The sequence below is a fragment of the Nocardioides albus genome, assembly GCF_014648255.1.
Lineage (GTDB): Bacteria > Actinomycetota > Actinomycetes > Propionibacteriales > Nocardioidaceae > Nocardioides > Nocardioides albus.
In genome coordinates this window covers 180,157-192,327 of the sequence record NZ_BMQT01000001.1, presented here as the reverse complement: position 1 = coordinate 192,327, position 12,171 = coordinate 180,157, and the positions used below count along the sequence as shown (strand labels likewise).

The 12,171-nt window shown below is 68.4% G+C and carries 11 protein-coding genes; 7 read left to right on the top strand and 4 right to left on the bottom strand.

What is annotated here, in order from left to right:
• The first annotated feature begins 59 nt into the window (after positions 1-59).
• A complete protein-coding gene (locus IEY84_RS00865; protein ID WP_183541343.1) occupies positions 60-485 on the top strand; it encodes an OsmC family peroxiredoxin in 426 nt (141 codons plus the stop codon).
• A 56-nt stretch (positions 486-541) separates the two neighbouring features.
• On the opposite strand, the gene IEY84_RS00860 is transcribed toward IEY84_RS00865, so the two are convergent.
• Entirely contained in the window at positions 542-1,495 is a 954-nt protein-coding gene (locus IEY84_RS00860; protein ID WP_183541341.1) for a mechanosensitive ion channel family protein, read from the bottom strand.
• A 115-nt stretch (positions 1,496-1,610) separates the two neighbouring features.
• On the opposite strand from IEY84_RS00860, the gene IEY84_RS00855 reads away from it, so the two are divergent.
• Positions 1,611-1,901, top strand: a complete 291-nt coding sequence (locus tag IEY84_RS00855; protein WP_183541339.1) for a hypothetical protein — start codon at positions 1,611-1,613, stop codon at positions 1,899-1,901.
• Positions 1,902-1,914: 13 nt separating this feature from the next.
• On the opposite strand, the gene IEY84_RS00850 is transcribed toward IEY84_RS00855, so the two are convergent.
• From IEY84_RS00850 to pepN, 3 genes are all read right to left on the bottom strand, one after another.
• Positions 1,915-4,173: a HelD family protein gene (locus IEY84_RS00850; RefSeq protein WP_183541337.1), complete on the bottom strand. Its 2,259-nt coding sequence runs from the start codon at positions 4,171-4,173 to the stop codon at positions 1,915-1,917.
• Positions 4,174-4,320: 147 nt separating this feature from the next.
• Positions 4,321-4,911, bottom strand: a complete 591-nt coding sequence (locus IEY84_RS00845) for a hypothetical protein (protein ID WP_183541335.1) — start codon at positions 4,909-4,911, stop codon at positions 4,321-4,323.
• Between the two features lie 193 nt (positions 4,912-5,104).
• Complete coding sequence (gene pepN / locus IEY84_RS00840; protein ID WP_183541333.1) at positions 5,105-7,663, bottom strand: aminopeptidase N; 2,559 nt, start codon at positions 7,661-7,663, stop codon at positions 5,105-5,107.
• Positions 7,664-7,864: 201 nt separating this feature from the next.
• On the opposite strand from pepN, the gene IEY84_RS00835 reads away from it, so the two are divergent.
• Genes IEY84_RS00835 through IEY84_RS00815 form a run of 5 tightly spaced genes read left to right on the top strand, consistent with a single transcriptional unit; the run spans position 7,865 to position 12,150 of the window.
• The gene (locus IEY84_RS00835) at positions 7,865-9,526 is read left to right on the top strand and encodes a CHAP domain-containing protein (protein ID WP_183541331.1); all 1,662 of its coding nucleotides are present in this window, start codon (positions 7,865-7,867) and stop codon (positions 9,524-9,526) included.
• A gap of 38 nt (positions 9,527-9,564) precedes the next feature.
• A complete protein-coding gene (locus IEY84_RS00830; protein ID WP_183541329.1) occupies positions 9,565-10,197 on the top strand; it encodes a mycothiol-dependent nitroreductase Rv2466c family protein in 633 nt (210 codons plus the stop codon).
• Positions 10,198-10,244: 47 nt separating this feature from the next.
• Positions 10,245-10,979: a LolA-like protein gene (locus tag IEY84_RS00825; protein ID WP_183541327.1), complete on the top strand. Its 735-nt coding sequence runs from the start codon at positions 10,245-10,247 to the stop codon at positions 10,977-10,979.
• Positions 10,980-11,028: 49 nt separating this feature from the next.
• Entirely contained in the window at positions 11,029-11,580 is a 552-nt protein-coding gene (locus IEY84_RS00820) for a TIGR03086 family metal-binding protein (RefSeq protein ID WP_229788198.1), read from the top strand.
• A 12-nt stretch (positions 11,581-11,592) separates the two neighbouring features.
• On the top strand, positions 11,593-12,150 hold the full coding sequence (locus tag IEY84_RS00815; protein WP_229788197.1) for a TIGR03086 family metal-binding protein: 558 nt from the start codon (positions 11,593-11,595) through the stop codon (positions 12,148-12,150).
• Positions 12,151-12,171 lie beyond the last annotated feature (21 nt).

Here is a 12,171-nt window from a genome sequence, read left to right as displayed (position 1 = left end):
CGCTGCCCGTGGCAGGATCGGGGGCGTACGTACACACTCGATCTTTTGGGAGATAAACGATGGCCACCACCCGCACTGCCACCACCGTCTGGGAGGGCACGCTCTTCGAGGGTGCCGGGAAGGTGACGCTGGATTCCTCCGGTCTGGGAACCTACGACGTCTCCTGGCCCGCCCGCTCGGAGGAGCCCGGTGGCAAGACCAGCCCTGAGGAGCTCATCGCCGCCGCCCACTCCTCCTGCTTCTCGATGGCCTTCTCCAAGGGCCTGGCCGACAACGGCACTCCGGCGACCAGCCTGAAGACCAGCGCGGATGTCGAGTTCACGCCGGGCAAGGGCATCACCGGCATCAAGCTGACCACCCGCGGTGAGGTCGAGGGGCTCGACAACGAGACCTTCGTGAGCCTCGCCGAGGCAGCCAAGGCCGGCTGCCCGGTCAGCCAGGCACTCGCCGGCACCACGATCACGCTCGACGCCGCGCTCGCCTGAGCCAGAGCAAGAGCCGGTGATGCCCGGTAGAGGCTGGGCATCACCGGCTGCGTACGTCAGGCGTTGGTCGCCTGCTCCTCGGAGGCAGCGGCGGCCTTCTCCTCGCGGTGCCAGATGACCCGCTGCGGGAACGGCATCTCGATGCCCTCGTAGTCGAGGCGGGCCTTGATCCGCTGGCGCATCTCGCGCGCGATCGCCCACTGCTTGAGCGGCAGGGTCTTGATGAGCACCCGCAGGGTGATCGAGTCGGCGGCCAGCGCCTCGACGCCGGTGACCTCGGGCTCCTCGATGATCTGGCCCTTGAACTCCTCGTCGACCCAGAGGTCGTGGGAGACCTCGCGCAGCACGCGCTGCACCTTGCCGAGGTCCTCGTTGTAGCCGACCCCGACGTCGATGACGGCGCGGGCCCAGTTCTGGCTGTGGTTGCCGACGGTGAGGATCTCGCCGTTGGGGATGTACCAGACCGTGCCGTCGAGCGAGCGCAGCCGGGTGATCCGCAGGGTCACGGCCTCGACCGTGCCGGTGATGTTGTTGACCTCGATGCTGTCCCCGACGCCGTACTGGTCCTCGATGATCATGAAGATCCCGGACAGGTAGTCCCTCACCAGCGACTGGGCGCCGAAACCGAGCGCCAGACCGACGATTCCGGCCGAGGCGATGATCGGGGCGATGTTGATGCCGAGCTGATCCAGGATCATGGTGGCGAAGATCGCGACCAGGACGCCGGTGACGACGCTCTTGAACAGCGAGCCGATCGCCTGGGCGCGCTGGCTGCGGCGAGAGGAGGCGACGGTGGCCTCGCTCGCCTCCGCCGACCGGGTCATCTTGCCGGTGAGCCCGGGCGCCTCGACCGCGCGGACGACGACCTTGTCGATGACCCGGTGGAGGATCCAACGGAGCACGATCGCCAGCAGGATCAGGCCGACGATGCGAAGGGGGATGCCGATCACCCATTCGCCGAGAGTCGACCAGGAGACCGAGACCAGTGGGGGGTTCGGGGGAATGGACATGAGTTCCAGTATCCAGCGCGTTCAAGGTCTGCGGCCAATCCCAGGTGGGCGGCGACGCCCGCCCGGACGAGGGGCGTTGGTGAGAACCGGAGCGTACGCCGGTTAGTATCTGCGCGTGAGCAACCAGATCCTGCGCCGCGCCGGCCTCTTCGGCGCCTCCGCCACCGCCGCTGTCGTCGCCTCTGTTGCTACCGCCGGCCCCGCCAGCGCCGAGGTCCCCAACGGCTGGCCGGTCGCCGAGGAGATGACCGCCTCCGGTCTGCTCCTGCTCATCCTGCTCATCCCGGTGATCCTGATGGTGGTCATCTCCCTCCTGGTGCTCCTGCCGGGCGTGTTCCGCGGCGAGGGGCTGCTGCCCAAGCCCCACAAGGGCGACGACGACAACCTCCCCGCCGCGACGCACTGACCCTTCGGGTCCGTCAGCTGAGAATGGCCAGCTGCTGGGTCGCCCGCGTCATCGCGACGTAGCGGTCCACGGCTCCCTCGATCCCGGTCCCGTACGTCTCGGGCTCGATGAGGACGACCAGGTCGAACTCGAGCCCCTTGGCATGCACGGGGCTCAACCGGCGTACGCGGCCTTCGTTCTCGTCCGTTGACCCGGCGGCGATCACACAGGCGACACCCTCCTCGTTCTCGGCGAGCCAGGTGTCCAGGATCACATCGAGATCCGCGACGGATCCGTGGACGACCGGGATGCCGGAGGCACGGATCGACGTGGGCACGTTGGCGTCGGGAAGTGCTGCGCGGATGACCGGCTCGGCCTCGGTCATCACCTCCTCGGGCGTGCGGTAGTTGATGCTCAGGCCGGCCATCTCGATCCGGTCCAGGCCGACGCGCTCGAGCCGCTCGTGCCACGACTCGGTGAACCCGTGCCGCGCCTGGGCGCGGTCGCCGACGATCGTGAAGCTGCGCGAGGGGCAGCGACTGATCAGCATCTGCCACTCGGCGTCGGTCAGCTCCTGCGCCTCGTCGACGACGATGTGCGCGAACGGGCCGGCGTACGGGTCGAGCTCCTCCGGTTCCCGCACCGAGTCGTCGAGGAGGGCGGTGCGCAGGTCCTGGCCGCGCAGCATCGACATCACCTTCATGTCGGAGTCGTCGTGGCTGATCAGGTCCGAGACGACCGCTGCCTTCGCCTTCCGGTCGGCGGCAGCGGCCGCCTTCTGGGCGCTCCGGCGTCGCGAGGCGTCGGGGTCGCCGATCCGTCGATGGGCCGCGTCGAGCAGCGGCAGGTCCGACTCGGTCCAGGCCTTTGGGTCCTCACGCTGCAGGGCCTTCACCTCCTCGGGAGTGAGCCAGGGCGCGCACATCCGCAGGAAGGCAGGAACCTCCCACAGGTCCCCGACGATGTCGGCCGGACGCAGCCGTGGCCAGACCTGGCCGAAGACGTCGAGCAGCCCGGCGTTGGTCTCCAACGAGGCACGCAGAGCGTCGGCAGCGTCCTCGTCGACGAGGCCGTACGCGTCGAACTCGTCCTCCTCCTGGTCCGAGTCGCCCCAGCGGTGTCCTGAGCTTGTCGAAGGGTCGTCGAGGTCGGCCTGGGCGTCGTAGTCGCGGTCGGGGTCGGCGCCGGTGTTTGCCTGGATCCTCTCGGTCACGATCTTCAGCAGCGCCTCCCAGACCTGGTCCCGGGCATCGTTGTGCGGCGTACCCGGCTCGGCCGCGGCGATCGCCTCGGCCCAGTCGCCGGTGTTGATCACCGCGTCGCCGTAGGGCGTCTCCACGAGGGTCGGCTTCGACGGAGGCTTCTCGTAGAGCGCCACTGCCGGCTCGATCCCCGCGACCATCCGGGCATCGGCCTTGAGTCGGGCGACCTCCTTGTCGGTCTCCGGCACCAGCTCGCCGCCCTCCGGGATCATCCGGCGCAGCGTGGCGGTGCGTACGCCCTCCTCGCCCAGGCTCGGCAGCACGTCCGCGACATAGGAGAGGTAGGGCTCGTGCGGCCCCACGAACAGCACCCCGCCCTTGCCCTCACCCAGGCGCGGGTCGGAGTAGAGGAGGTACGCCGTGCGATGCAGCGCCACCACGGTCTTGCCGGTCCCCGGACCGCCGTCGACGACCAGGGCGCCCCGCGAGGACGCTCGGACGATGGCGTCCTGGTCGGCCTGGATGGTGCCGAGCACGTCGCGCATCCGCGGAGAGCGGCTGCCGCCGAGGGTGGCGATGAAGGCCGACTGGTCGTCCAGCGCCGCATGCCCCTCGAGCCCTTCGGCGGTGAAGACCTCGTCCCAGTAGTCGGTGATCCGTCCGTTGGTCCAGCGGTAGCGGCGCCGGCTCAGCAAGCCGCACGGGTCGGCGTGGGTGGCCGCGAAGAACGGCTCCGCCGCCGGTGAGCGCCAGTCGACGAGCAGTCGGCGCCCGTCGCTGGCGGTCAGCCCGAGCCGCCCGATGTAGACCGTGTCGCCCGACTCGGTGACGATCCGCCCCAGGCACAGATCGAGGCTGAACCTCCGCAGCATCCGCAGCTGCCCGCCGAGCCGGTGCACCTCCAGGTCGCGGTCCATCGCCTCCTGCCCGTGCCCGCCCGGGCGGCGGCGTACCTCATCCAGCCGTGAGCCCAGCTCGGCGATCTGCTCCTCGAGGCTCTGCCCGATGGCAGCGAAGTGCTGCTCGTCATCGGCGATCAGTGCCGGATCCGCCTTGGCGTCGTGACGGCCCGCGAGATCGAATGCTTGCAACGTTGAATCCCCTGTCTGAACAGGCACTTTACCTGTTCGAGAAGGAGATTGTGCCCCAATCCGGGGGCCTTGCGGCAAGCCCCCATATGCGCTATAAAGTTGTTAGTGGAAGGGGAGATCTCCCCTTCCGTTCGTCGTTTTCTGAGCTCATTCGTACATCGGCGGGAGTCCCGCTCCCGCTGGCTGGGCCACGGTGGTCAGCTCCGGATCCCGGAGTAGCCGGTCGATCGCCTCGGCGGATCCGCCGACCCCTGCGAAGTGCGGGTCCGTGTCGTACGCGACGCACCAGCTCTGGTCCGCCGCCCACACGAAGCCCGGAGCGAACCCACGCTCGTCACCGGAATCCGCCCAGGTCAGCCAGTCGCGAAGCGTCCCGCGGGCGAGGGCGTACCGCCGGATGCCGGCAAGGTCGATCCACCTTCTGGGCGCGAGCGTCGGGCGATACGGCCATCCCTCCCAGAGGAGGAACAGGAGCTCCACGCCGTCGTCGGAGCCCGTCATCCGGTCGACGACGCGGCTGATCATCTCGTCGTCGGAGAGTTCGGTGCTGAGCTCCTCGGCGTCGTTCTCCGACTGCCCGGGACGGACAGGATCCGGCAGCGCCAGCACCCTCGCGTACGCCTCGAACCCGTCCGGGCCGAACAGCACCCTGCGCCAGATGGCCTCGTCAGGAAAGCCCGGGAGGCCGGCGACGATCCAGCTGGCTTCTGCGGGGGCGACGTCGAAGTTCAGGCTCACGGCTTCTCCCGGCATGGTCGATGGTGAAGCCACCCTGCCAGGTCGACCCCCTGTGCGGGCGAACGATTTTCGTCGACTCGCGACCGGTCGAGTCGGCTCTTCCTGACGTAAAACCCCGCCGAGTCGGCTCGTCATGACGAGCCGACTCGGCGGGATCTTTGGTCAGGACGAGCCGACTCGGCCCGGTGGTGCGTTACTGCGCGTCGCGCTCCTGCGCGGCGAGGGCGCGGGCGACCTCGTCACGTCCCTCGCGGACGTACCGCTTGGCGGCAGGCTCAGCGGGGGAGGTCTCCAGCCACTTGTCGGCCTTCTCCAGGAGCTCGGGGGAGGCGGCCGGCTTCGGGAAGATGAACTCCAGCACCGTCGAGGCGCGGTGGGTGCCGAGGTGGTCCCAGAGGGTGTCGGCGGCCTCGAAGTAGCGGTCGACGAAGGGCGCGAGCACCTCGTCCTGGCCGCTGCGCTGGAACGAGAGCACGATCGAGCGGGCGGTCTCGTTGGCGACGTCGGTGCGGACGACGACCGACTCCCACGCGGCCTCCTTGGCGGCGGCGGTCGGCTGCGCGGCACGGGCAGCAGCGGCCTTCTCCTTGCCGGAGATGGTGTTGTCGCGCTCGAGCTCGGCGTCGATCTCGGCCTCACCGAAGGTGCCCGAGGCGGCCAGGCCGGTGACGAGCGCCCAGCGCAGGTCCTGGTCGATGTCGAGACCGTCGAAGGCCAGGTCGCCGGAGAGCAGACCCTTGAGGTCGGCGATCGCGCCCTCGGAGCGGGCTGCGGCGGCGTACGTCCGGGCGAAGGTCAGCTGGTGGTCGCTGCCCGGGGCAGCGGCCTCGAGCAGGCTCTTGAGCCCGGTCTCCCAGCGCGCCTTGAGAGCGTCGCGGTTGGCCGGGGCAGAGAACGAGCCCACCGCCTGGGCGGCGAAGACCGGGATCCGGGTGACGCCCCAGGCGTCGGTCTCCCGGCCGATGTTGGCGAGCACGAGCTCGACGAAGTCGGTCGCGCGCATCTCGGCGTCGCGGGTCATGTCCCACGCGGCACCCCAGATCAGCGCGCGCGAGAGCGAGTCGTCCAGCGCGGACAGCGAGGACAGCGCGGTGGCGAGCGAGCGCTCGTCGAGCCGGATCTTGGCGTACGTGAGGTCGCCCTCGTTCAGCAGCAGCAGGTCGGGCTGCTTGACCCCGGCCAGCTTCGGCACGTCGGTGAGCTCGCCGGTGACGTCGATCTCGAACGCGTCGCGGCGGACCAGCGCGCCATCGACCAGGTCGTAGAGGCCGAGGCCGATGCGGTGGCGACGGAGCGTCGGGTAGTCCGCAGCGGCACTCTGACGGACGGCGAAGGAGGCGTAGGAGCCGTCCTCGGCGAGGGTGAACTCGGGGGTGAGGGTGTTGACCCCGGCGGTCTGCAGCCACTCCTGGGCCCAGCCCTGGAGCTCACGCCCGGAGGCGGCCTCGAGGTGGCGCAGCAGGTCCTTGAACTCGGAGTTCCCGTAGGCGAACTCCTTGAAGTAGGCCTTCAGCCCGTCCAGGAACGGCTCCAGCCCGACCCACGCCACGAGCTGCTTCAGGACGGAGGCGCCCTTCGCGTACGTGATCATGTCGAAGTTGACCTCGACGGCCTGCAGGTCGTAGTTGTCCGCAGCGATCGGGTGGGTCGTGGGCAGCTGGTCCTGGCGGTAGCCGGTCTGCTTGCGCGCGTTGGTGAAGCCGGTCCAGGCGTCGGTGAACTCGGTCGCGTTGGCCTGGGCGTGGTAGCAGGCCCACTCGGCGAACGACTCGTTGAGCCAGAGGTCGTCCCACCACTTCATGGTCACCAGGTCGCCGAACCACATGTGCGCCATCTCGTGGAGGATCACCGAGGCGCGGAAGTCGTAGAAGGAGCGCGGCTGCTTGGAGCGCGGCAGGTACTCGTCGCGCAGCGTCACGGCGCCGGCGTTCTCCATCGCTCCCATGTTGTATTCCGGCACGTAGAGCTGGTCGTACTTCCCGAAGGGGTAGGGGAAGTCGAAGGCGTCCTCGAAGAACTCGAAGCCCTGCTTGGTGATCTTCACGAGCTCGTCGCGGTCGAGGTGGGGGACCAGGGACTGGCGGCAGAAGTGGCCCAGCGGGATGGTGCCGAACTTGCCCTCGTAGACGTCCTGGACCTCGTGGTACTCACCGGCGATCAGTGCGGTGATGTAGGTCGACATCTTCTTGGTGGGCTCGAAGTCCCAGCGTGCAACGGTGGTCGAGCCTGTCGAGACCCCGAGCGGCTTCGGCTCGGGGGTCGGCGCGTTGGAGACGACCTTCCAGCCCTCGGGAGCGGTCACGTGGAAGGTGAAGACGGACTTGAGGTCGGGCTGCTCGAAGGTGGTGTAGACGCGGCGGGCGTCGGGGACCTCGAACTGGGAGTAGAGGTAGACGCGGTCGTCGGCGGGGTCGACGAAGCGGTGCAGGCCCTCGCCGGTGTGGGAGTAGGTGCAGTCGGCCTTGACGACCAGCACGTTCTCGGCCGCGAGGCCGTCGAGCTGAATCCGAGAATCCTGGTATGCCACCGCGGGGTCGAGCGCGACGCCGTTGAGGGTGATCTCGTGGACGGTCGCGCCGACGAGGTCGGCGAAGGTGGAGGTGCCCGCCTCGGTGGCGGTGAAGGTGATCGTCGTCGTCGAGCCGAAGGTCTCAGCACCTGTGGTGAGGTCGAGATCGATGTCGTACGAGAGGACGTCGAGGAGGGCGGCTCTAGCGGTGGCTTCGGCACGCGTGAGATTGGTTCCAGGCATGCCTGGATCCTCTCATTCTGCCCGGATTTCGAGACATCTATATCGCGTTTGTTGACCGTTCTTGGGTGTCACTGAGCGTGGAAAGTAAAAATACAGTGTTGTAATTCCGACACACCGGTATCAATGGTTGACAACTTTCCCTAGGGTGCTCATGTGCCCCTTAAGTCACAGAAACCTCAGTATTCACAAGAGTCGCGCCAGGTGGGGAAGCCTGGCGGGGCGCTGCGTCGGACATTGGTCACCGGCGCGGTTCTGCTGCTCGTGGGCCTCGGTGTGCAAGTCATCCCCAAGCTGGCTTCACCGGCGCACGCGGGCTCCATCACGCTCTGCTCCGGCTTCTCGGACTGTCGCAGCAAGGGCTACTCCACCGCTGGCTACGAGAAAGCCTGGGGGAACATGTACTGGCGGATGTACGCCGGTAGGAACTGCACCAACTACGTCGCGTACAAGCTGATCCAGACCGGCCTGCCGAACGCTCGCCCTTGGTCTGGCGAAGGCAACGCGACCAACTGGGGCGTGGCGTTGAGCAGGCTGACCAACCGGACGCCGACCGTCGGGTCGGTCGCCTGGTGGCACTCCTCGCACCCGAGCGCGAGCCGCTTCGGGCACGTCGCGATCGTCGAACGGGTCGGCTCGAGCTCGATCACGATCTCGGAGTCCAACTACGGCAGCGACCTCAGCTGGCGCCGGATCACCAAGGGCTCGACGAACTACCCGACCGGGTTCATCCACTTCAACGACAAGCGTCTCTCGGTCACCAAGGCGCCCACGGTCGAGGGGACCGCGCAGGTCGGCAAGGCGGTCACCGTCAACACCGGCTCGTGGAGCCCCAACCCGAACAAGATCCGCTACCAGTGGATCGTCGACAAGAAGCCGATCCCGGGTGCGACCAACAAGACCTTCCGCATCCCCGGCCACCTCGCCGGCAAGCAGATCGCGGCCGTGCTCACCGGCACCCGCGACGACTACAGCTCTGCCAAGACGATGAGCGAGATCCTGCCGCCGATCAGGCAGGGCACGTTCAAGGTGCTGAAGCAGCCGAAGATCGGCGGCACCCAGAAGGTCGGTTCGACGGTCTCCGTCGGCGGAGCCGACTATGAACCATCGGCCAAGATCGGCGAGGTCAGGTGGTACGCCGACAAGGTGCTGATCGCACGCAGCAAGTCCCGGTTCCTGAAGGTGCCTGCAGCGGCCTCAGGGAAGAGGATCGGCGCGGTCGTCGTGGGTGTCCAGACCGGCTACAAGCCGAAGCACTCCTACGCCTTCGCCACCTCTCTCGTCGGCGGCGGCAAGGCTCCGCAACAGCCCACGGAGCCGGAGCCGCCGACCGGGTCGCTGACCCAGACCGCGGCCGGCTACGTGAAGGGTGGCACCCGCCTCGGCGGCCTGATGCAGGTCAACCCTGGCACCTTCAGCGAGGCCGTGGACGTCTCCTACCAGTGGACGCGTGAAGGCACGCCGATCTCCGGGGCGACGACGGAGAAGTACCGCCCGACAGCCTCCGACGTCGGTCGCCGGCTCAGCGTCACCGTGGTCGCCCGCTCCCGCAGCGGGGAGACCGTGTCCGAGACGTACGGCCCCAGCGGCCGCGTCCGGGTGAAGCCGACCGTCAAGGTCACCGCGACCGGAGGCTCCCGAGAGGCCGATGTGGTCGTCAAGGTCACCGCGCCGGGCTACGTACCCACGGGGTCGGTCAAGATCACGACCAACGGCGGACGTACGGTCACCAAGCAGCTCGGCAACGGGACAGCAGGGGTCACCTTCGTCAAGCTGCCCGCGGGCGAGTACGCCGTCACCGCCGCCTACAGCGGCGACGAGGTCGCCTACTGGGCAAGCGGAGGTGACTTCACCGCCGTCAACTGAACGGAACAGATCCGGGGCGGGAGTGGTTGAGTGTCGATATGACACAGACCACTCCCGTCACGCCGTCCGAGAAGACCTCCGCCGACTTCTGGTTCGACCCTGCCTGTCCGTTCGCCTGGATCACCTCGCGCTGGATCCTCGAGGTCGAGAAGGTGCGTGACGTCGAGGTGACGTGGCACATCATGAGCCTGGCGTACCTCAACCAGGACAAGGACATCCCGGACGACTACCGCGAGATGCTGAAGACCGCGTGGGGGCCGGTGCGGGTCTGCATGGCGGTGCAGAACGAGTACGGGCAGGAGAAGCTGGCCGAGATCTACACCGCGCTCGGCACCCGCCGCCACGTCGAGGGGCGGGACTTCGACCGGGCGCTGATCGAGGAGGCGCTGACGTCGGTCGGGCTGCCCGTCGAGCTGGCTGACGCGATGGACGACGAGTCCTTCGACGAGGCGATCGCGAAGTCCCACCACGAGGGGATGGACCAGGTCGGCAACGACGTCGGCACCCCGACGATCGCGATGAACGGGTCGGCCTTCTTCGGCCCGGTCATCTCCAAGGCGCCCAAGGGCGAGGAGGCCGGCAAGCTCTGGGACGGGTTCCAGCTGATCACCGCCTACCCCTACGTCTACGAACTCAAGCGCGCCCGGGTCCACGACCTCGACTTCAGCTGAGCCGGATATGAGGTCGCGGGTGGTTCCGGGTGGTGGGACCATCGCACATGACTCTGAACGGATTGCGCCGCCGGCTGGGACTTACCCTGTCGCTGGCTGCTCTGCTGGGCGGCTTGACCGCCTGCGGAGGCACTGCATCCTCGGGCAAGGACAAGTCGTACGCCGACGAGTCCCCTAAGAAGATCCTCGCCGACGCGAAGGCGTCGATGAGCTCGCTGAAGTCCGTCCACCTCTCGGGGACCGGGATCGACGGTGGCGAGGAGATGAAGATCGACATGACCGTCTCGACGGCGGGCGACTGCACCGGCACCATCGGCACTCCCGACGGGGAGATGACGCTGCTCGTCGTCGACGGCAAGGCCTGGTTCAAGGCCGACCGGGCGTTCTGGGAGGCCAACGCCGGTGGCGACGCCGACGCGGTGCTCGCGATGGTGGGGAAGAAGTGGGTCGCCGGTGGTGACGACATCGGTGACCTCACCGCACTGTGCGACTGGGACGAGCTCTCCGGCGAGTTCCTCGAGCTCCTGGTCCCCAGCACCATCGAGGGTCTGACGATCAAGAAGTCGAAGGACCAGGTCGACGGGCAGCCCGTGATCAAGCTCGAGGACCGCAGCAGCGAGCAGGGCACGATCTACGTCCAGGCCGAGGAGCCCCACTACGTGGTCAAGGTGTCCAACACCGGCGAGGAGGCGGCCGACGTGACCTTCAGCGCCTTCGATGAGCCCACGGAGATCGTCGCGCCGAAACCGCGCCAGCAGATCGACTTCGAGAACATGGGGTAGGCGAGTATCTGGCGGTGACGGGTCAGACCCGAAGACGTACGTTGGTGGCATGGCTACTACAGACGAGGCAGCAGTTCTCGCGCGGGCTCTGGACCAGACCGGCGGCCTGTTCGGCCGGGTGAACGCCGGGACGGTCTCGCGGGCGACGCCGTGCGAGCAGTGGGATGTCGGTGCGCTGGCCGACCACGTGATCGCCGACGGGACCAACTTCGTCACCATGATCCGCGGCGGAGAGCCCGACTGGGGCGCGCCGACGCCGCACGTCAGGGAGGCGTGGGGGCAGGCGTTCAGGGCCAGTGCCGACGAGGTCTTGCGCGCGTGGGGACAGGGTCCCGGCACCGGCGGCGGGGAGGGCGGCGCGACCGTGCCGGTCGGCCTGCTCGTCGCCGAGTACGCCACCCACTCCTGGGACCTCGCGCAGGCGCTCGACGTCCCCGCCACCGAGCTCGATCCCGAGGTGGCCGAGGTCGGCTTGGGCTTCATGAAGGCGAGCCTGAAGCCCGAGATGCGCGGTGGCGCGTTCGACGCCGAGGTGGAGGCGCCCGAAGGCGCCGGGCCCTACGAGCGGCTGGCTGCTTTCGCGGGACGCAGGCTCGCCTGAGACGATGGTCGCGTGGTTGACCAGATGGGAGTGCTCGCGCTGCAGCGGGCCTTGACGCAGGCAGCAGAGCTTCTCGACACCGTCACGGCGGACGACCTCACCCGGCCGACGCCGTGCCCCGAGTGGGATCTGCGCAAGCTGGCCAACCACATGATCGCCCAGCCCCGGGTCTTCGTGACGATGCTCCAGGGCACGCCGCCGGGATGGAACGGTCACGAGGACTACGCGGTCAACCTGGGCGAGGAGCTCCGCACCAGGGGCAACGCGCTGATCAACCTGTGGCGCGAGGTCGGTGCCGACGACATGATGATGGTCGACCCCGACTGGCAGTCGGCCGAGATCGCGATCCACACCTGGGACCTGTGCGTGGCGCTCGGCCGCCCGACCGACGGCCTGGACGAGGCGGTCGCTCAGCGGGCGGTCGTCGCGATGGACCGGATCCTCGGCCCGGAGCGCAAGGGGCGGGCCTTCGCCAACGCCCTCTCGGCGCCGGAGGGGTCGGGGGCTTTTGAGCACCTCGCGGCGTACGCCGGACGGCCGGTGCCGTTCGCGCCAGCCTCGTCTCGCTAGTCACAGAGGCCTCAAGCGACA